This window comes from Cryobacterium sp. MDB1-18-1, from assembly GCF_004402735.1.
Taxonomy (GTDB): domain Bacteria; phylum Actinomycetota; class Actinomycetes; order Actinomycetales; family Microbacteriaceae; genus Cryobacterium; species Cryobacterium glucosi.
Genome location: NZ_SOFR01000053.1, coordinates 116,819 through 137,093, shown reverse-complemented (window position 1 = coordinate 137,093; position 20,275 = coordinate 116,819). Strand labels below are relative to the sequence as shown.

At 67.2% G+C, this 20,275-nt stretch carries 19 protein-coding genes; 5 read left to right on the top strand and 14 right to left on the bottom strand.

The features are described 5' to 3' along the window. The first annotated feature begins 2 nt into the window (after positions 1-2). Together E3O50_RS13705 and glgB are read left to right on the top strand one after the other, a co-directional pair. On the top strand, positions 3-1,952 hold the full coding sequence (locus E3O50_RS13705; protein ID WP_241975539.1) for an alpha-1,4-glucan--maltose-1-phosphate maltosyltransferase: 1,950 nt from the start codon (positions 3-5) through the stop codon (positions 1,950-1,952). Beyond that, positions 1,949-4,186 carry a 1,4-alpha-glucan branching protein GlgB gene (gene glgB, locus E3O50_RS13700; protein ID WP_134560746.1) on the top strand — a complete coding sequence of 746 codons (2,238 nt, stop codon included), beginning with the start codon at positions 1,949-1,951 and terminating at the stop codon, positions 4,184-4,186. Before E3O50_RS13705 ends, glgB begins: the two co-directional genes overlap by 4 nt. 94 nt (positions 4,187-4,280) lie before the next feature. On the opposite strand, the gene E3O50_RS13695 is transcribed toward glgB, so the two are convergent. Together E3O50_RS13695 and E3O50_RS13690 are read right to left on the bottom strand one after the other, a co-directional pair. Beyond that, a complete protein-coding gene (locus tag E3O50_RS13695; protein WP_134560747.1) occupies positions 4,281-5,255 on the bottom strand; it encodes a tetratricopeptide repeat protein in 975 nt (324 codons plus the stop codon). Further along, positions 5,252-7,060 (bottom strand): hypothetical protein, encoded by a 1,809-nt coding sequence (locus E3O50_RS13690; RefSeq protein WP_134447641.1) that lies wholly within the window; start codon positions 7,058-7,060, stop codon positions 5,252-5,254. The genes E3O50_RS13695 and E3O50_RS13690 overlap by 4 nt, the downstream gene beginning before the upstream one ends. 226 nt (positions 7,061-7,286) lie before the next feature. On the opposite strand from E3O50_RS13690, the gene E3O50_RS13685 reads away from it, so the two are divergent. Together E3O50_RS13685 and E3O50_RS13680 are read left to right on the top strand one after the other, a co-directional pair. Then, a complete protein-coding gene (locus tag E3O50_RS13685) occupies positions 7,287-8,900 on the top strand; it encodes a DivIVA domain-containing protein (protein ID WP_134560748.1) in 1,614 nt (537 codons plus the stop codon). Between the two features lie 28 nt (positions 8,901-8,928). Next, complete coding sequence (locus E3O50_RS13680; protein ID WP_134447637.1) at positions 8,929-9,978, top strand: AI-2E family transporter; 1,050 nt, start codon at positions 8,929-8,931, stop codon at positions 9,976-9,978. 18 nt (positions 9,979-9,996) lie between these two features. On the opposite strand, the gene E3O50_RS13675 is transcribed toward E3O50_RS13680, so the two are convergent. From E3O50_RS13675 to rpsB, 9 genes are all read right to left on the bottom strand, one after another. Beyond that, a complete protein-coding gene (locus E3O50_RS13675) occupies positions 9,997-10,722 on the bottom strand; it encodes an alpha/beta fold hydrolase (RefSeq protein WP_134560749.1) in 726 nt (241 codons plus the stop codon). Between the two features lie 31 nt (positions 10,723-10,753). After that, positions 10,754-11,056 carry a hypothetical protein gene (locus E3O50_RS13670; RefSeq protein WP_134447633.1) on the bottom strand — a complete coding sequence of 101 codons (303 nt, stop codon included), beginning with the start codon at positions 11,054-11,056 and terminating at the stop codon, positions 10,754-10,756. Positions 11,057-11,116: 60 nt separating this feature from the next. Next, positions 11,117-11,662 carry a lytic transglycosylase domain-containing protein gene (locus E3O50_RS13665; RefSeq protein ID WP_241975524.1) on the bottom strand — a complete coding sequence of 182 codons (546 nt, stop codon included), beginning with the start codon at positions 11,660-11,662 and terminating at the stop codon, positions 11,117-11,119. Positions 11,663-11,848: 186 nt separating this feature from the next. Next, entirely contained in the window at positions 11,849-12,397 is a 549-nt protein-coding gene (locus tag E3O50_RS13660) for a DivIVA domain-containing protein (RefSeq protein ID WP_134560750.1), read from the bottom strand. Positions 12,398-12,465: 68 nt separating this feature from the next. After that, the gene (locus tag E3O50_RS13655; protein ID WP_241975525.1) at positions 12,466-13,497 is read right to left on the bottom strand and encodes a phosphatidate cytidylyltransferase; all 1,032 of its coding nucleotides are present in this window, start codon (positions 13,495-13,497) and stop codon (positions 12,466-12,468) included. A gap of 16 nt (positions 13,498-13,513) precedes the next feature. Further along, on the bottom strand, positions 13,514-14,068 hold the full coding sequence (gene frr / locus E3O50_RS13650; protein WP_134447629.1) for a ribosome recycling factor: 555 nt from the start codon (positions 14,066-14,068) through the stop codon (positions 13,514-13,516). A gap of 90 nt (positions 14,069-14,158) precedes the next feature. After that, on the bottom strand, positions 14,159-14,875 hold the full coding sequence (pyrH, locus tag E3O50_RS13645) for a UMP kinase (protein WP_134447628.1): 717 nt from the start codon (positions 14,873-14,875) through the stop codon (positions 14,159-14,161). A 126-nt stretch (positions 14,876-15,001) separates the two neighbouring features. Continuing rightward, entirely contained in the window at positions 15,002-15,829 is an 828-nt protein-coding gene (tsf, locus tag E3O50_RS13640) for a translation elongation factor Ts (RefSeq protein WP_134447626.1), read from the bottom strand. A gap of 10 nt (positions 15,830-15,839) precedes the next feature. Next, a complete protein-coding gene (rpsB, locus tag E3O50_RS13635; protein WP_134447624.1) occupies positions 15,840-16,745 on the bottom strand; it encodes a 30S ribosomal protein S2 in 906 nt (301 codons plus the stop codon). Positions 16,746-17,080: 335 nt separating this feature from the next. On the opposite strand from rpsB, the gene E3O50_RS13630 reads away from it, so the two are divergent. Beyond that, positions 17,081-17,713 (top strand): M23 family metallopeptidase, encoded by a 633-nt coding sequence (locus E3O50_RS13630; RefSeq protein ID WP_166790712.1) that lies wholly within the window; start codon positions 17,081-17,083, stop codon positions 17,711-17,713. Positions 17,714-17,718: 5 nt separating this feature from the next. Here the strand turns inward: E3O50_RS13630 and E3O50_RS13625 are convergent, their stop codons facing one another. The 3 genes from E3O50_RS13625 to E3O50_RS13615 form a co-directional block, all read right to left on the bottom strand. Continuing rightward, positions 17,719-18,675, bottom strand: a complete 957-nt coding sequence (locus E3O50_RS13625) for a tyrosine recombinase XerC (protein ID WP_134560752.1) — start codon at positions 18,673-18,675, stop codon at positions 17,719-17,721. A 23-nt stretch (positions 18,676-18,698) separates the two neighbouring features. After that, on the bottom strand, positions 18,699-19,625 hold the full coding sequence (locus tag E3O50_RS13620; protein WP_134560753.1) for a phosphodiesterase: 927 nt from the start codon (positions 19,623-19,625) through the stop codon (positions 18,699-18,701). 69 nt (positions 19,626-19,694) lie between these two features. After that, on the bottom strand, positions 19,695-20,252 hold the full coding sequence (locus E3O50_RS13615; RefSeq protein ID WP_134560754.1) for a DinB family protein: 558 nt from the start codon (positions 20,250-20,252) through the stop codon (positions 19,695-19,697). Between the last annotated feature and the right edge of the window lie 23 nt (positions 20,253-20,275).

Sequence of the window (20,275 nt, the reverse complement as noted above, 5' to 3'; positions counted from 1 at the left end):
AGCTGGCCGACAATCTGTGGCCGGCGAAGGCCTTCGTCGGCGAGGCCGTCCCCTTCGGGGCCACGGCATTCCGTGAGGGTCACGACCTGATCGGGGTCACCCTGCTCCTGACGGATCCCGAGGGGAACCGGTCCGAGCATCCGATGCACCCGGGGGCCCCGGGCACCGACAGGTGGACAGCCCTCGTCACACTTGGAAGGCAGGGCATCTGGCAGTACCGGGTGCGCGCTTGGGCCGATGGGTGGGCCACGTGGCGCCACACCGCCGAGATCAAGGTCCCCGCCGGGATCGACATCGAGCTGACGTTCCTCGAGGGTTCCGTGCTCCTCGCTGCGGCCGGAACGGACAAGCGCCGTCCGGCCGCCGAGCGTCGCGTTTTCGCGCACGCCGCAGCGGACCTCACCAACCCGGGCATCTCGGTCGACGATCGCCTCGCCCTGCTGGACACCCCCTCGCTCAACGCTTTCATCACCGCACGCCCACTCGCAGGACTGTCGTCGACATCGGCACAGCGCGCCGTGCGCGTGGAGCGCACCCGGGCCGGCGTCGGCTCCTGGTACGAGTTCTTCCCCCGCTCAGAGGGCGCCGTGCAGCGCGCGGACCACTCCTGGCAGAGTGGAACGTTCCGCACCGCAGAGGACCGCCTCCCCGGCGTCGCCGCGATGGGCTTCGATGTGCTCTACCTCCCACCGATCCACCCGATCGGCCGTTCGTACCGCAAGGGCCCGAACAACACCCTCAACGCCGGACCGAACGACCCCGGCTCGCCCTGGGCGATCGGATCGGAGGACGGCGGCCACGACGCCATCCACCCGGACCTCGGCACCGTCGACGACTTCCGGCACTTCCTCGCCGCAGCAGCGGAGAACGACCTCGAGGTCGCCCTCGACCTCGCACTGCAGGCCTCGCCGGACCACCCCTGGGTGACCGAGCACCCTGAGTGGTTCACCACCCTCCCGGACGGCAGCATCGCCTACGCCGAGAACCCGCCGAAGAAGTACCAGGACATCTACCCGATCAATTTCGACAACGATCCAGCCGGCATCCGTGCCGAGGTGCTGCGGATCGTGCGCTACTGGATGGGTCTCGGCGTGCGGATCTTCCGCGTCGACAACCCGCACACCAAGCCCCTCGATTTCTGGGAGTGGCTGATCAACCGGGTCACCGAAGAGAACCCCGACGTGATCTTCCTCGCCGAGGCGTTCACGCGCCCTGCGCTCATGCAGGCGCTCGGCAAGGTCGGATTCCAGCAGTCGTACAGCTATTTCACCTGGCGCAACACGAAGACCGAGCTCGAGGAGTTCTTCCACGGCCTCGCGACGACGACGGCGGACTTCTACCGCCCGAACCTCTTCGTGAACACCCCGGACATCCTCTCCGAGTTCCTCCAGGTCGGCGGACACGCCGCCTTCAAGATCCGGGCGGCCCTCGCCGCGACAGCCGCCCCGACCTGGGGCATGTACGCCGGTTTCGAGCTCTTCGAGAGCGTGCCGCGCCCCGGCGCCGAGGAGAACATCGACAACGAGAAGTACGAGTACCGCCCGCGCGATTTTGCGGCCGCGGAAGCGGCAGGCGAGTCCCTCGCGCCGTACGTCTCGTTGCTCAATGCCATCCGCCGCGCCCATCCCGCACTCGGCCAGCTGCGGAACCTCGACCTGCACACGAGTGACGACGGCGCGGTGCTCGTGTACAGCAAGTACCTCGATGCGGCACACACCGGCACAGGGACAAGTGACGCGATCATCGTCGTCGTGAATGTCGACCCGCATTCGGTGCGCGAGACCATGGTGCGCCTCGACGTGACCCGTTTCGGGCTCGAGCCCGGCACGGTCTTCGAGGTCGAGGAACTGATCACCGGTGCCATCTGGACCTGGACAGCAGACAACTTCGTGCGACTGGATGCCGCTGCCGAACCGGTACACATCCTGCACGTCAGAGGAGCAGCACGATGACGCCAAAGACCCCACGCCCCGCCACCGTGCCGGTGGTTCCCCCGGGCATCCTGCAGGCGATCGCCGAAGCCCGCTACTACAACCCCCACGAGATCCTCGGGCAGCACCTGATCGGGGGGACGACGATCGCGGACCCGCTCACCGTCATCCGTGCGCTGCGCCCGCTCGCGAGCGAGGTCTTCGCGATCCTCGAGTCCGGCGCCCACATCGAGCTCGTGCACATCGGCTACGGAGTCTGGCAGGGCGTGAGCACCGTCGGCCTCCAGGCATACGAGCTCGAGGCCCGGTATCCGGACGCCCCCACCTGGATCGTCGACGACCCGTACCGCTTCCTGCCGACTCTCGGCGAACTCGACCTGCACCTCATCGGCGAGGGCAGGCACGAGCGACTCTGGGACGTACTCGGAGCCCACTATCATTCCGGCACAACCGTCGCTCCTCTCCCGACCGACGAAACGGCCGGTCTGGTCGCAGGCACGTCCTTCTCGGTGTGGGCTCCGCACGCGCAGGCCGTGCGAGTGATCGGTGATTTCAATTCCTGGAGCGGCATCCTGCATGCCATGCGCAACATGGGCAGCACGGGCGTCTGGGAGCTCTTCGTCCCCGGCCTGCACCCAGGGTCGAACTACAAGTTCGAACTTCTCGCCCAGTCCGGCGAGTGGGTGCGCAAGGCTGACCCGATGGCCAGGTACACCGAGGTGCCCCCGATGACCGCGTCGGTCATCGGCGAGACGCACTACGAGTGGGCGGATGCGGAATGGCTCGCCGAGCGGGCCAGGACCCAGGCCCACAAACGGCCGATGAGCATCTACGAGATGCACGTCGGGTCGTGGCGGCCCGGGCTCGGCTACCGGGACCTCGCCGACCAGCTGATCGACTACCTGCACGAGCTCGCCTATACGCATGTCGAGTTCATGCCGCTCGCCGAGCATCCGTTCGGCGGGTCGTGGGGCTACCAGGTCACCGGCTACTACGCCCCGACCAGCAGGTTCGGCCACCCGGACGACCTGCGCTACCTGATCGACCGGCTGCACCAGTCGGGCATCGGCGTGATCATGGACTGGGTGCCCGGGCACTTCCCCAAGGATGACTTCGCCCTCGCCCGTTTCGACGGCCAGGCGCTGTACGAGCACGCGGATCCCCGCCGCGGTGAGCAGATGGACTGGGGAACCTACGTCTTCGACTTCGGCCAGACCCAGGTGCGGAACTTCCTCGTCGCGAACGCGCTCTACTGGCTCGAGGAGTTCCACATCGACGGTCTCCGCGTGGACGCGGTCGCGTCGATGCTGTACCTCGACTACTCCCGCGAGGACGGCCAGTGGGAGCCGAACATCTACGGCGGAAACGAGAACCTCGAGGCGATCAGCCTCCTGCAGGAGGTCACCGCGACGGCGTACAAGCGCAACCCCGGCACGGTCATGATCGCCGAGGAATCCACCAACTGGGGCGGCGTCACGGCTCCGACCAGTCGCGGCGGACTGGGTTTCGGCTTCAAATGGAACATGGGCTGGATGCACGACTCGCTCGAGTACACGAGCATCGACCCGATGTACCGCTCGTGCCACCACAACGAGATCACCTTCTCCTTCGTCTACGCGTTCAGCGAGAACTTCCTCCTGCCGATCAGCCACGACGAGGTCGTGCACGGCAAGGGCTCCCTCGTCGCCCGGATGCCGGGAGACGACTGGCAGAAGCTCGCGAACGTGCGGGTGTACCTGTCGTTCATGTGGGCTCACCCGGGCAAGCAGCTCCTGTTCATGGGCCAGGAATTCGGCCAGCTCCAGGAATGGAGCGAATCCCGTGGCCTCGACTGGTGGCTGCTCGACCAGTCCCCCCATCGCGGACTGTTCACCCTCGTCGGCGAGCTGAACCGGGTCTACCGGGGCAACGCGGCGCTCTGGGAACGCGACACCGACCCTGCCGGGTTCGAGTTGCTCGACGGAGGGGCCGCCGCGCAGAACGTCGTCTCGTTCCTCCGCTGGGACGACTCGGGCACGCCGATCGCGTGTGTGTTCAACTTCGCCGGCCAGCCGCACACTGGTTACCGGGTGGGGCTGCCGTTCGCGGGCGTGTGGGACGAGATCCTGAACACGGACGCGCAGAATTTCGGTGGTTCCGGGATGGGGAACCTCGGCCAGGTCACGGCGACAGAGGAACCGTGGACAGGGCGACCGGCATCCGCCCTCGTCACGCTGCCGGCCCTCGCCGGCGTCTGGCTGCGCCTGCGCCGCTAGACGCCGCTGCTTGCTGAACTTCGCGAGAGTACGAAAATGGCCCCCTCCCCGGTCGGGAGGGGGCCATTTTCGTACTCTCGCGGGGCTACGCCGGCTAGTAGAGCAGCATTGTCAGGCGCTTGCGCGTGGGGGCGACCCTGGGGTCGTCCTGGCCGATGACCTCGAACAGGTCGAGGATGCGTTCGCGGATGCGGTTCTTGCCCGCGGCGTCCTGGGCGGGAAAGAGCGTGAGGAGCCGGTCGAAGGCATCCTCGACGTGCCCGCCGGAAAGATCGAGGTCGGCGACGAGGAGCTGCGCCTCGAGATCATCCGGCGCGGCCGCTGCCGCTGCACGGATCTCCGCGAGCGTCTTGCCCTGGAGCCGGGCGAGCAGCCCCACCTGGGCGAGCCCGGCGACGGAGAGGTTGTCCCTGGGATCCCTGGCGAGTGCCGTCTTGTAGATCGCGATCGCGGCGGCGTAGTCGCCCCGTTCGATCGCCTCGTAGGCCTCGACGTGGTGCGGCGGGAGTTCGGGCTCCGGAGGGGCGACCGGGGTCGCCGCATCCGCTCCCTCCGGAGCGACCGCCGTCCCGACGACGCCGTGCTCCGCCGCGAGCTCGAGCACCCGCTGGAGGACCGCACGGACCTGATCCTCCGCGATCACGCCGTTGAAGAGCGCGACGGGCTGGCCGCCGATGACCGCGGCGACGGTCGGGATCGACTGGGCTTGGAAGGCCTGGGTCAGCTGCGGGTTCGTGTCCACGTCGACCGTGGCGAGCACGAACCGACCGCCGTACTCGAGGATCAGCCTGGTGAGGACGAGGGTCAGTTCAGCGCTCTGCTCGCTGCGCGCCGACCACAGATCGACGACGACCGGAACGTTCGCCGACAGGTCGAGGATCTCGCCGAAGTTCGCGTCCGTTCCCTGGAACACGAGACTCGGAACCGAAACCGCCCCGGCCTGACCCGCCTGTCCGGCAGCTCCGGCTGAGCCGGCTCCCCCGGCCGCCGGTGCCGGCGGCCGGTTCAGGAGGGAGGACAGATCGACCGCACCGCGCATGCTGGCGGCGGACGGGGGGACAATGCTCATGGAAGCTCCGTAGACGAGATCAGTCCCTGGGCAAAGCCAAGGAGGACAATTTTATCGCTCGAACCGGCGGCGGGAACGTGGAACAGAAGCTGGTCGGCGTAGGTGTTCTTGAAGCCCTTCGCGGTGGCGGTGAGGCCGGAGAGCGCCTTGCTGGCGACCGCGCCCTCACCGGGGCTGACCGTCGCAGCGGCGTCGACGGGTTTGACGGTTTCCGTCTCCTCGAGGCTGACCGCGACGATGCTCCCCGAGTCGTTCGTCGCGAGGGCGATCGTGGGCCCTGTGCTCGCCTTGGCACCGAATTCGATCGACGCCGTCGTCGGCAGCTTGGCTTTCTTGTCCGCCTTGTTCGCGTCGATCTGGGTGCGGAAGCTGTCCCCTGTCGCATCGAACAGGGCGAACGACGGGCTCGCCTCGCCATTGCTGAGGATGTCCGCGTATGCGGCCGCGACCTGATCGGGCGGCAGGAGCATCAGTTTCGAGTCGGGGGCGATGATGGGTGCGCCGATCGTGGCGGGGGCCAGGTCAGGGATCTTCGCTGAGGGCTCGAGCTGCACCGCATATTCGACGAGGTAGCTCGCCCGTGCCGACTCCTGGCGGAGCACGACGACGGTCGGCGCGACATCCGGGGTGTCCTTGTTCTGGACGACGGTCATCACGACCCGAGGCCAGGTCGCAGACTGCTGCGGAAGCGAGAGCGTGAGCGGTCCGGCAGGGAGCGCGGCCAGTGCGGGGAAGTCGGGAGCGATGGCTCGCACCTTGTAGTTGGCGAGGCGCTGGTCGAAGGCGGGACCGGTGAATCGGGTCGCGAGGATGTCTGCGCTCAGGTTCTTGTCACCGTCCGCTGCGACCGCGGAGATCTTGGTCATGATCCGCTCGAGCTGCGGCACCGTCACGGCGGCCGGAGGCACGTCCTTGATCACGACGGCCGCCCCGCTCGCGTCAGGCGTCGGGCTGAGGGAGGCAGCATCGGTCGGGGTGCTGCCCGGCCAGAATTCCGCAGAGCATCCCGTGAGGACGAGTCCGGACACGAGGAACATCGGAACAACGGCGATCAGGGACCGCCCGATCGACCGTCGCCCGGTGATCTCGCTCGCCTTGATGGACTTGGGGCGGGGCGCGCGCGGAAGTCGCGGCATCCGTGGACCCTTGGGCAGGTTGCGGCGAGGGCCGTGCGACCTGCGCAGGTGGAGGAGTGCCCACAGGTACAGGATGAGCCCGACAAGGGCGAGGATGGCGCCCCCCATGATCAGCGGACCGGCCCAGGGGGTCGAGTTGTCCACGGGCCAGGTGATGCTCACCTTCGACGGCGCGGGGTTGGTGCCGTCAGAGGCGACGATCATCGAAATGCCTTCCGGCAGGTTCACGGTCGCCGTGAGTTCCTTCGTGCCGGTGAATTCCTCCAGCCAGAGGTCCGAACCGGCCGGGTTCGTCACGGTCGCTGCGGCGACCGGCGCCGTGCCTGCGGGAACATCGGTGTCTGCGGGGACGGTGTCGCTTCCGAGGCCGGGCCCGTTCTTATCGGTCGAATGGATGCTGACGTACTCGTGTCCGGCCAGCCACGCCTTCACATCCGCCGTGCGGCCATATGCCGCGAACAGGGTGTCGGATCCGGAGAGGGTGACGGTCTGGGCGCCCGGGTGCTCCGTCAGGGCACTGGAATCGATCACGGCGTACGGAGCGTCGGCGGCGATGGTCGCGCTCAGGCTACTCGTCGCGGGTTCGAGGAAAACCGTCCGCTGGGCAATGCCGAGCACGATCATCACACCCGCTAGGACGAGCGCCACGATGGCAAAAAGGAAACGCACTGATACCCTCCTGTGTCGCCAGCCGCTCCGCACACACGGGTGCTTGAACCCGGAGCGGGTCCGGGAAGCAGCGGACAGGACATTCCACGATACTGTCTCGTCCTGAAAGCTGCCTAATAGACCCCTGTAGACGGGACGCGCGGCCGCCGCGTCAACCCACTAAAATTGTCGTGGCCCCCTTGGCCGGACTAAATGCGGGGTCAGAGTTCCAATACAAGGAGATAGCGTGGCGATCGACGAAGCTGATTTCACCCAGGTTTTCCGTGGTTATGACAAAGAAGAGGTCGACAGGGCAATCCAGGGCCTGCGTCGTGACCTGATCCAGGCAAACAGCCAGGGTACGGAAGCCAACAAGGAAATCAAGCGCCTCACCGCGCACATCGACGACCTGAACGCTGAGATCGAAGAGGTCGGCAGCCCCACCTTCTCCGGACTCGGCACGAAGCTCGAGAACACCCTTCGGGTCGCTGAGGAACAGTCCACCCGCGTGATCGCCCAGGCCGACATCGACGCCGAGCGCCTGCGAGCCTCCGCCGCGAGCGAGGTCGACACCCTGCGCCGCGAAGCAACCGAACGGGCAGAACGCGCCCTCTCCGACGCGAACGTCAAGGCCAGCCGCCTCCTCGACGATGCTCGCGCCGAAGCCGATGACCTGCTCGCACGTGCCCACGACGACTACACCACGGTGACCGGTGACGCCGTGCAGGAGGCAGCCGCAATCCGCGGTGCCGTCGCCACAGAGGCCGCGGAGCTCCGGGCCACGGTCAAGCGCGAGGTCGCCGCCATCCGCTCAGAGGCGGAACGTGAAGCAGCCGAGGTGCGCGTCGTCGCACAACGTGAGGCGACGGATGCCCGTGAAATCGCCGCCGGCCTGACGCGCGAAACCGAACTCACCAGGGCCGAGGTCGCCCTCGAGCTCGACCAGCAGCGCGCGGATCTGGCCAGGGAGACCGAACAGGCCAGGATCGACCTCACCGCGGAGACCGAGCAGGCCCGCTTCAACAGCGCCAGGGAGGCAGAGCAGGCCGCCATCGACCTCGCCCACGAGACCGAGCAGACGCACACGGCTCTCGCTGCGGAGGTCGAACAGGCCCGCACGGACCTCGCCCGCGAGATCGACCAGGCCCGCATCGACCTCGGCATCGAACGTGAGCAGGCCGAGACCGAACTCGCGCTCGACCTCGCCCGCCAGCGCGCAGCCCTCGCCCAGGAGCTCGAGAAGGCTCGCGCCGCCCAGGCCGCGAGGGCCGAGCAGGCCGCCGCCGACCTCGCCAGGGAGAACGAGCAGGTACGCGCGGACTTCACCGCGGACGGCGAGCAGCTCAGGATCGACCTGGACAACCAGCTCACGGCCGAGCGCAAGCGCGGAGAGCACGAACAGGCCCGCCTGCGCCGCGACATCGACCAGACTCGCGCGGACCTCGACGTCGAGCTCAAGGCCCGCCGCGACGAGGCGGAGCAGGGTCACCTGGCCAGGCACCAGGAGGCCGTCGCCCAAACCCAGAAGTTCCTCGACGACGCCTTGAAGCAGCTCGCGGAGACCAACCAGCGCACCCTCGAGTTGCGGGCACTCAACGAGCAGCTGGACTCCGGAGCCCGCGCAGAGGCGAAGACGGCCCGCCTGGCCGCGGAAGCCCATGCCGAGCAGATCGTTCAGGACGCGGAAGCCCGCGCCACCGCGCTCGTCACCGAGGCCGAGAAGCGGACACGCGCACTCGTCGCTGACGCGGAGGAGCGCCTCTCCCAGATTAGGATTGAGCGCGACTCGGTCGCCGGCTACTTCGAGAGCCTGCGAGGCCTCCTCACGCAGGCGGAAAAGGTCACAGCACTGGACGATTGAACGCCACCGCCATCCCGAGGAGATCCGAGTGAAAATCCAGAACGCATTCCGCCTGGGGCTGATCGGAACCCTCGGGGTCGGGGTGGGAATCCTGATCCTCAGCTCGATTGTCAGCCTGTCGACGATCATCACCTACATCGGTGCCGCCCTGTTCATCGCGCTCGGACTGGACCCCTCGGTGTCCTGGCTCGAGAAGAAGGGCTTTCCGCGCTGGGCGGCGATCCTCGCCGTGCTGATCGCGGTGATCGGCGTGCTCACCGGGGTCATCTTCGCCATCGTCCCGATCATCGTCGACCAGATCACGAAACTGTCGCAGGCCATTCCCGAGCTCGTCAGGTCCGTCAACTCGTCGACGTTCCTGTCGGACATCCAGAAACAGTTTCCAGCCCTCCCCGTCTCCGGGATCGTGAAGTCGATCACCGACTACGTGAGCACCAACGTGACGACGATCACCACCGCGATCATCCAGTCCGGGCTCGCCGTGGTCAGCGGATTGTTCGGTGCCCTGATCATCGTGATCCTGTCGCTCTACTTCACGGCGTCGCTGCACAGCCTGAAGACCGCGACCTACCAGCTCGTACCTGCCTCGAAGCGTGCGCGGTTCGCCGACCTCAGCGAGCAGATCACGACGTCCGTCGGTCGCTTCGTCGTGGGGCAGGCCGCGCTCGCCTCATGCAACGGCGTACTGAGCTTCACGTTCCTGTCGATCATCGGCGCCCCCTTCCCCGCCCTGCTCGCCGTGATCGCCTTCCTGGGGTCGCTGATCCCGCTCGTCGGAACGATCAGCGGTTCGGTCATCATCGTGCTCGCGTGCCTGATCCCCGGGATCGGCAGTTCGACCCTCACGGCACTGGTCGCGGCGATCTACTACATCGTGTACATGCAGGTCGAGGCCTATGTCCTCAGCCCCAACATCATGCGACGCGCCGTGTCGGTACCCGGTGCCGTCGTCGTCGTCGCGGCCCTCGCGGGCGGGTCACTCCTCGGCATCCTCGGCGCGCTCATCGCGATTCCGGTCGCCGCGGCGGTGATCATGATCATCAAGCAGGTCGTGATTCCCCGCCAGAACGAGCTCTGACCCGGGCTCGCAGCTCGATCAGCCGAGCCACTCGGTCGGAAGGGGTGCTGCCGCCGGGTTCACGACGGCGACGATCTCGTTGAGGATGCGCTTGGTCTGGGTCTCCCCTACCCACAGGTGCTTGCCACCGTCGACGGCGATGAACAGGGTCTCCGGGACGCTCGTGAATCGTTCCCTGGCGGCTTCTGGTCGCAGGTAGTCGTCGTGCTCGGGGATGATCGCCACGAGCCGGCGCGAGTTGCCCGCCCAGGCCGCCAGTTCCGCATCCGTCGCCCGGTGCAACGGCGGGGACAGCAGGATCGCCCCTACGATTGGATGCTCGAGGCCGTACTTGATCGCGAGTTCGGTGCCGAAGGACCAGCCGACCAGCCACGGGTTGGGGAGCTTCCGCTCGGCGACGAACGCCATTGCCGCCGCGACGTCGAGCCGTTCCGCATTGCCGTGGTCGAAGCTTCCGCCGCTCGTACCCCGTGGTGAGGTCGTCCCCCGGGTGTTGAACCGCAGCACGGCGAGGTCGGCGAGGGCAGGCAGGCGCCCTGCCGCCTTGCGCAGGATGTGTGAGTCCATGAATCCGCCGTGAGTCGGCAGCGGATGCAGCGTCACGAGTGTCGCGACCGGCTCGCGGTCGAGCGGAAGGGCCAGTTCCCCCACGAGGGTGAGGCCGTCACTCGTGTGCAACTCGATGTGCTCGCGGCGGGCGGGCAGTTCGATGCCGCCCCGGATCTCGGCCACGGTGGAACTCACGGTGTCTCCCTCGTGCCGGTGTCGCCCGGCATCATCTGATTCTCCAGCAGTGGCTGTGCCAGTGCCGGCGTCCCGCCAGGTCGGCGGCCTCCCCCATGAGCCCGTCCGCGCGCCACGCGACCAGGTGAGGAGTCTTCGGTGCGATCTCGAGATTGCATCCGGGACAGACGTAACTCTTCGTCGCCCGGCTCGCCGTCACCGGCTGAACCGTCCAGAGGCCGTCGCGCCGTTCCTCGGTTCGACGCCAGCCTGCCCGCATGCGGTCGAGGCTGTCGTCCTCGCCGGCATCGTCCGGACCGCGCCTGCGACCCCTCGGATGATTGCTGCGTGGCATTGGGTCAGTCTACGTCGGGTCGGCGGGCGCGGCGAAGCGCGCCGTGCGACAGCAGGACCCCTAGTACCAGCCGGAGTCGACGGAGTGCGCCCAGGCGCCGCAGGGAGTGCCGTAACGGCCCGTGATGTAGCCGAGGCCCCATTCGATCTGGGTGCCCGCGTTCGTGGCCCAGTCGGCGCCTGCAGACGCCATCTTGGAACCGGGCAGTGCCTGCGGAATACCGTATGCACCGCTGGGGTTTTCGGCGTTGACGCGCCAGCCGGATTCCTTGTTCCAGAGGGCGACGAGGCAGCTGTACTGGTCCTCCCCCCAGCCGCGCGCGGCGACGGCCCCGGCAGCGTATGCCTGAGCAGAGCCGGGGTTCGCCACCGCGGCGGTCGGCGCCGAAGCGCTCGAACTCGACTTGCTCGACGACTTGGCCGCGACCACGACGGGGACCGGGGCCGGCTTGGGCTTTTCGGTGACCGTGTATGACTCGCGCACGATCGTGTTGGAATATGAGCCGTTCACCTGGACGACCTGCGTGGCCTGGCCTGCGAAGCGGCCGCCGGCCGACTGGTAGTACGGCGATGCCGTCGCGCCGGAGTACGGATCAACGACGGTCACGAGCACGAAGGCCGCGGCTGCGGTGAAGGCGAAGAGGAACAGGACACGGGCACGAGGTCGGGGTTTCTCGGCCCTCCGAATTGTCGGAGTGGTGGTATTCCCGGACTCAATTACGCTTAGGTGTCTTCCCACGATTTCTCGAGCCTAACCCAGATTTCGGATAACAGCCAGATAACGGTCCGAGATTCACCGAACCGCGAGCATCACGTCGACGACGCTGTCGAGCACGACATCGACCTGGATTTCCCGATACCCGCCGCGTTGCGGTCGGAAAACGGACGAACGCACATCGTCCGCCGTGATCGGAAAGCCGTCTTCGAAGTACTTGGTGAGCTTGTTCGCGAACCGGTCGACATCCGCCCGGTTGTACCCGACGCTCAGGAAGCTGACCCGGCTGAAACGATGCCCCGCCGGCCGTCCGAGTCGGTTCACGAGTTCCTGAGCACGGTCGCGGGCACTCTCGAGCCAGGCCTGCTTGCCGTGGGCTTCCGCCTCGCGTTCGCGGTCGCGCACGGCGAATGCGTCCTCGAGGCGTTCGAGGGCAGCGTCGACGTGTGCGGACGAGTAGCCGCCCTTCTGCATCGAGAACGCGGTGTGGCGGATGCTTTCGGCCGTCAATGGTTCGGAGTCGTCGGTCGCGTCGTACGCACGACGCGCGCTCGCCAGGAACTCGTCGACCTGGGTGACGTTGTAGCCGAGCGTCTTCTTGCCGGCCCGGGGGAATGTGGTGCTCACTGGATCATTCTGCCCCACGGGGAGGCCGCTGTCGAAAGCGTGCCCCCACCGGGGGTGCTTTCCGCTGGTCAGCGGAAGATGAGATACAGCGCGTACGTTGCCGCCGCCGAGGGAAGAATCGAGTCCATCCGGTCGAGGAAGCCACCGTGGCCGGGAAGCCAGGAGCTCATGTCCTTGATACCGAGGTCGCGCTTGATCAGCGACTCCGCGAGGTCGCCGAAGGTGGCGCTCAGCAGGATGACGAGTCCGAAGACCAGGCCGAACCACCAGGGTTCCCCGATCATGAACAGGGACAGCACCACACCGACGATCAGACACGCCAGGCCGGCACCCGCGAAGCCTTCCCAGGTCTTCTTGGGGCTGATCGTCGGCACCATGCGGTGCTTGCCGAAGGACAGCCCGCTCGCATACGCCGCGGTGTCGTTCGAGATCACCAGAAGCAGGAAGGCGAGGGTCCACCATTGCCCGTCCGGCTGCGCGACGAGCAGCACGGCGAAGCTGCCGAGGAACACCACGTAGGTCTGGATGAAGAAACCGGCTCCGATATCACCGAACACCGAGCGGGCAGTCCCCCGGTGGGCGGGGCTGAGCAGCAGGAACACCCGCCAGAGGCCGATGAAGAGGATGCCGGAGAGGGTGACGAGGAACTGGCCGCTCGCTCCCCAGTAGAAGGCCGCAGGGACGACGGAGACCGCTGCGATGACGACCGCGATGCGCGGCACGTTGCGTCCGGACTGCCTGAGGGCCTGCGCGAGTTCGAAGGCCGTGAACCCGACGAATGCGGCGGCGCAGACCATGAAGAGCTCTTTGATGAAGATCAGGCTCACGAGCATGAACAGGCCGAGCGCGAGGCCGATCAGGGTCGCCAGGATCAGGTTCCGACCCGTTCGGGCCGCGATCCGTTCGTTGGTCGCGTCCAGCTGCGCGCGCGTCGCCTGCACCTGGCGTTCGATGTCCGCGCGGGTGGACTGCATCTGCCGTTCGAGGTCGTTGCGGGCAGCGTGGACCTGGGCCCGGAACTCAGAGCTACCGGCCCCATGGGGTCGTTTGGGAGGAACCGGTGCAGTGTCGCCGGTTTCGTCGCGTGGCTCGTGCGTCATGACGCTGGCTCCGCCCTTAAATCTCGAGGAGTTCGGCCTCTTTGTGCTTGAGCGCGGTGTCGATCGCGTCGACGTGGGTCTTCGTGATCTGCTCGAGCTCCTTCTCTGCCCGGGCAACGTCGTCGTCACCGACTTCGCTCTTCAGCGCATCGAGTTCGTCCTTCGCCTTGCGTCGCAGGTTGCGCACGGAGATCTTGGCGTCTTCCGCCTTGGTCCGTACGATCTTGACGTATTCCTTGCGGCGGTCGGCCGTGAGTTCCGGAAGGGTCGCCCGGATGACGTTGCCGTCGTTGCCGAGGTTGGCGTCCAGGTTCGGGGTGTCCCGGATGGCCTGCTCGATGTCGCGCAGGGCACCCTTGTCATAGGGTCCGATCAGGAGCGTGCGTGCCTCGGGGTTCTGCAGGGACGCGAGCTGCTCGAGCGGTGTCTGGGTTCCGTAGTAGTTCACCAGGATCTTTGCGAACATCTGGGGGTTCGCCCGTCCGGTGCGCACGGTCCCGAAATCGTCTTTGGCGGCTTCGAGGGCCTTGTGCATTCGTACGCTTGCATCGGACAGAACATCCGCGATCACGGTAACTCCTTCGTTGAGGCTTCGACCTGGTGATTTCGACCTGGTGACTTCGACCTGAGGCCGTTTCGACCGCAGGTGACATCGACAAGTTTAGTTGGAGACGAGGGTTCCCAGATCGGCTCCGAGGATGGCGGCCGTCACATTGCCCTGCGGCGCCATTCCGAAGACCTGCATCGGCATCCCGTTGTCCATGCAGAGGCTGAAGGCGGTCGAGTCGACGACCTTCAGGCCGCGCTGCAGGGCGTCCTGGTAGGTGAGGTGGCGGATCATTTCCGCGTCCGGGTCGGTGCGCGGGTCGGCCGAGTAAACGCCGTCGACGCCGTTCTTGGCGACGAGGACGATGTCGGCACCGATTTCAAGCGCGCGCTGAGCCGCGACCGTGTCGGTTGAGAAGTACGGCAGTCCAGCCCCGGCCCCGAAGATGACGACGCGTCCCTTTTCGAGGTGACGTTCGGCGCGGCGCGGAATGTACGGCTCGGCGACCTGGGTCATGGCGATCGCGGACTGGACCCGGGTCTCGGCGCCGGCCTGCTCGAGAAAGTCCTGGAGGGCGAGGGCGTTCATCACGGTGCCGAGCATGCCCATGTAGTCAGCCCTGCCCCGGTCCATTCCGCGCTGGGACAGTTCAGCACCACGGAAGAAGTTCCCGCCGCCGACGACGACGGCGACCTCCACGGTCTGTGCGGCCTCCGCGATTTCCCGGGCAAGTGAGCTGATCACATCCGGGTTCACGCCGAGGCTTCCTGCGCCGAACGCTTCGCCGGAGAGTTTGAGAAGGACTCTGCGCTTCTTACCCGAATCTGACATGCCCTGGGGGTCCTTCCGTTGTGCGTGATCTAAAACTACTGCGTGCCGACTCAGGGCGGACACAGCAATGGAGACCGGCCTGCTCGCGCAAGCCGGTCTCCATCATTGGTACTGCGAGCCTATTGCCTAGGCGCCGACCTTGAAGCGGGCGAATCCGGAAACCGTGAGACCGGCATCCTTCAGCACCTGCGCGACGGACTGCTTGTTGTCCTTCGCGTAGTCCTGCTCGAGCAGGGCGACCTGCTTGAAGTAGGCGTGGATGCGGCCTTCGACGATCTTGGGCAGTGCCGCTTCCGGCTTGCCCTCGTTCTTCGAGATCTCGGTGACGATGCGGCGCTCGGCCTCGACGAGGTCAGCGGGGACGTTCTCGCGGTCCAGGTACTCCGGGTTCGCGAAGGAGATGTGCTGGGCGACGCTGCGTGCGGTGTCAGCATCCTCTCCCGAGTAGCCCAGGACGACGCCGACCTGCGGGGGCAGGTCCTTGCTGGTCTTGTGCAGGTAGATCGCGAACTTCTCACCCGTGACGGATGCGACGCGACGCAGCTCGAACTTCTCACCGATGATCGCGGCTTCGCCATCGATCAGTTCGGCGACGGTCTGGCTGCCGGCGGGGGCGGCCAGGCCTTCGGCGACCGAAGTGGCACCGGCAGCGGCAACCGCGTCCAGGACCTTCTCGGCGAGGGCGCCGAACTTGACACCCTTGGCGACGAAGTCGGTCTCGCAGGCGAGCTCGATCAACGTTGCGGTCGTGCCGATCTCCTTGGCGGCGACGAGGCCCTCAGAGGTGGAACGGTCAGCGCGCTTGGCGTTGCCCTTCGCACCCTTGAGACGCAGGATCTCAACGGCCTTCTCCATGTCGCCGTCGGCTTCGACGAGGGCGTTCTTGGTGTCGACCATGCCCGTACCGAGGCGTTCACGGAGGGCTTTGACGTCTTGCAGGCTGATGCTGGCCATACCGGGTTCCTTACTTGGTTTCTTCGGCGGGAGCTTCGACGGCAGCAACGGCTGCCACGTCGGCTGCTTCTTCGACGACCTGCTCGGCGGCGACGGTTGCGTCGGCGACCTCAACGGTCTCGGCGGAGGACTGCTCGGGGGTGGCGTCGGTTGCGGCGACATCCTCGGTCTTCAGCAGTTCTGCTTCCCAGGCGGCGAGGGGCTCGATTTCGGCCTCCGGCTTGGCGTGGCGCTGGATCAGGCCCTCGGCTGCTGCGTCCGCGATGATGCGGGTCAGCAGGCCGACGGAACGGATGGCGTCGTCGTTGCCCGGGATCGGGTACTGCACGTCGTCGGGGTCGCAGTTGGTGTCGAGGATCGCGATGACGGGGATGCCGAGCTTGCGGGCTTCGTCGATGGCGAGGTGCTCCTTGTTGGTGTCGACAACCCAGAGCGCGGACGGCGTCTTCGTGAGGTTGCGGATACCGCCGAGGCTCTTGTGCAGCTTGACGAGCTCGCGCTTCTTGATGAGCATTTCCTTCTTCGTGAACCCGCTCTTGGCGGTGTCCTCGAAGTCGAGCTCTTCGAGCTCTTTCATGCGGGCCAGACGCTTGGAGACGGTCTGGAAGTTGGTGAGGAGGCCACCGAGCCAGCGCTGGTTGACGTACGGCTGGCCAACACGGATGGCCTGCTCGGAGATCGATTCCTGCGCCTGCTTCTTGGTGCCGACGAAGAGGATCGTGCCGCCGTGGGCGACGGTCTCCTTGACGAAGTCATAGGCCTTGTCGACGAAGCCGAGGGACTGCTGCAGGTCGATGATGTAGATGCCCGAGCGCTCCGTGAAGATGAATCGCTTCATCTTCGGGTTCCAGCGGCGGGTCTGGTGTCCAAAGTGCACGCCGCTGTCGAGCAGCTGGCGGATGGTGACGACGGCCATGAGCCGTACTCCTTGTCCGGCGCGCCGCATACGCGGCAAAACGCCAATCGGTTCGTGTCCTGATCGGTCGATCACGACTCCTGGTGCCCGGCGCACCGCCGCCTGGCTTCCGAGGAAGTAAGGACCGAATGGAGGTGTTGGCCGAATGGGCACGCGTAGTCAGCGCACGAAGCGCTGCTGCCATAACTTTAGCACCCGGCGAACCCGGTTCCAGCCAGGTCCGGGGGAACGGATGTCCCCCGCCACCCGTCCTCAACAGCCGGAGTCCCCGTCGACCCCTGCACCACCCCGCGCGAGTGGGCTCATCGGACCTGCCCGACCTCCAGTCTGTGGGCATGTCGATTCACAGCCGCACCGTCAGCGCCCTGGTCGCCGCCATTCTGGTCTGTTCCGCCGTCGCACCCGCGGCGACCGGCCAGGGCGGGCCACGCGCGCAGCCGCAACCGATGCCCGAGCGAGGTCCGACGACCGGATCGGAGGCGTGGGAGTGGCCGCTCGCGATTCCGCATGCCGTGGTGCGGGGGTTCCGGGCGCCTCTCACCCAGTACGCCGACGGGCACAGGGGAATCGACCTGGCCGCGCACCCGGGCGAGCCGGTCTATGCCGTTGCCGACGGCACGGTGACCTTCGCCCAGATCGTCGTCGACCGACCCGCGATTTCCCTCAGCCACGCCGGGGGCCTCGTCTCGAGCCTGGAACCGGTCACGGCGCTTGTCGCGTCAGGGGACCCCGTGCGCCGCGGCCAGCTCATCGGCCACGTGGCGACCGGTGGCCACTGCGGCGACGGCTGCCTGCACCTCGGCGCGCGGCTCTCCGGCCGGTACGTGTCGCCGATGCGGTACCTCGGCGGCGTCCCACATGCCGTGCTGCTGCCGACAGAGTCGGCCGCCCTGCTCACGGTGCGAGGGGACTCCCGGCGAAGCGCACGTGCAAACCTGCTCTGGCGAGCGATTCTCCGGAACGCGTGACCTGCTCAGGCCCGCGGGTGAGCGTTCTGGTAGCTCTGCCGCAAACGTTCCGCGGAGACGTGGGTGTAGATCTGGGTCGTGCCGAGGCTCGCGTGACCGAGAAGTTCCTGCACGGCGCGCAGGTCGGCCCCGCCGTCGAGCAGGTGGGTCGCCGCCGTGTGGCGCAGGGCGTGCGGCCCGGCGGGACCGTTGCCGGGGATCTCGGCGAGGAGCCCTGCGACCAGGCGGTATACGGCCCGCACTCCGATGCGGCGTCGGTGGGTCGCGAGGAACAGCGCAGCGGGGCGTCCTGCCGAGCTCGAGACGGAACCCACCGTGGTGCTCCCGGCGGGTTCCTCCGCTGCGGCGAGCAGCACCGGGCGGGCGCGCTCGAGGTAGGCGATGAGTGCACGCTGGGCGGGAACGCCGAAGGGAACGACTCGTTCCTTGGACCCCTTGCCGGTCACGCGCACGGTGAGCTGGGAGAGATCGACATCCGGGACGTCGAGACCGACGAGCTCGGACACGCGCAGCCCGGAAGCATAGAGCAGTTCGACGATGGCCTGGTCGCGCAACTCGTGCGGACCGCCGGCCCTGGCTCGCAGCTCGAGGTGATCGAGAAGGGCCTGCATCTGCGCCCGGTTGATCACCCGGGGCAGGGTTCGACCCGGTTTGGGCGAGCGCAGGCGCACGGCCGGGTCGAGCGGACTCACGCCCGTGCGGGTCAACCAGGCTGTGAAGCTGCGGGCGGAGGCGGACCGACGCGCGATCGTCGCCTTGGAGAGACCCGCCTGGGTCGCCACCCATAGCCAGTCACGCAGCAGGTCCAGGGACAGCCCCTCGGCATCGGCGACCCCACGACCGTCGGCGAAGCCGAGGAGACCGCGGAGATCCGTCCGGTAGGCCCGGACGGTGTTCGGCGAGAAGCCACGCTCCGCCGCCAGGTAGACGGTGAAGTCCTCGAGAAGGGCTGCGAGGGGCATCCGTCCGCCGCCCGCCGGCGCACTCACGCCTGGCGTGAGAAGGCCTCGGTCCGCTCGTCGGGGCTCATCGCCTCGATACGGGCCAGGAACTCGGAGTCGAAACGCGTCGCGGGGTCGAAGTCGCCGAGCACGACATGCGAATGCACGACGCTCTCCGGATAGACCTGCACGAGATTGATCGACTGGCCGCCGCGCACACCCGTGAGTTGCCGGGCAGGCGCACTCGGGTCGATGGTGTAGCAGGTGGCCGCGGCCACCGAGACGGGGATGCCGGCGAAGAGCCCGGTCGTGGCGTAGTGCAGGTGCCCACCGAGGATGCCACGGATGTCACTTCCGGCGATGACCTCGGCCAGGCCGGCCTGGTCTCGGAGTTCGAGAAGGCTCATGAGGGAAACCATGGTCGGGATCGGCGGGTGATGCAGGGCGAGGAGCGTGCCGTGCGGGGCTGGTTCGCGCAGCACCTCGGCGAGCCAGGCCAGTTGCTCGGCGGAGATCGCGCCATGGTGGTAGCCGGGAACGCTCGTGTCGAGAGCGATCAGGCGGAGTCCGTCAAGGTCGTGCACCGCGTCGACGGGTGCGGCAGCGGATGCCCCGTTCCCGGTTTCGCGGAGCAGTTCGCTGCGGAAGGGCGCCCGTTTGTCGTGGTTACCCATCACCCAGATGACGCGGGCCCCGAGCCGGTCGGCCGCGGACTCGACGAGGTCCCGGATGCGCCGGTAGGCATCCGTTTCGCCGGTGTCGGCAATATCACCGGTGAAGATAAGGGCGTCGATCGGCTGCCCCGAACGTTCCAGCTGGGCAAGGGCCTCGTGCAGGGGCGTGTCGGTGTCGACGGTGCCATAGAGGGGTCTACCGGCACCGAGGAAGTGCGTGTCGCTGATGTGCGCGATCACGTGGCTCGCCGGCCCGTACTGGCCCAACTGAACCTGCCCCACTGGAACGCCACTCATGACTCACCCTTCGTCCGCTCCAGACTAGGGCCTGGCGCCGACACTCCCCCGGCGCCCCGGCCGCGTCGATCAGTCCTGCGGGTCTTCTCCGACGCTGCCGTCGGCGCGTTCGCGCAACAGGTCGAGGTGACCCGCGTGCCGTGCGGTCTCCTCGACCAGGTGAATCAGGATCCAGCGCAGGCTGAAACTGCGGCGCACCGAGACGACGTCGAGCGAGTTCGCTGCCGCGATGATCGCGTCGCAGCGGCGCGCCTCCTCCGCATAGTCGGCGAGCAGCTCGGCCATGGTCACTTCGGGCGGCACGTGGAACTCCCCGTCAGGATCCGCGTCGGTCCAGTCGAAGCTCAGACCCTCCTCACCGGCGAAGACATCGCGCAGCCAGGATCGCTCCACGTTCATGAGATGTCGGACGATGCCGTGCGCGGTCATGCCGGTCGGAGTGGCGACGGGCCGGAGAGCCACGTCGGAGGCATCGCCGACCTTCCATGCAACGAGGTCCCGCTGACGCTGCAGGAACCCCGTTATCGTCGTGCGTTCATCGCCGAAGTGCGCGGCTTCGGTGACTCCGGCGCGCACGCCGTTGATGCTGCCGGAGCCGTCGGAGGCCGGGTTCGCGTAATCAGGCATACCCCTTTGTATCCTGTTTCGCG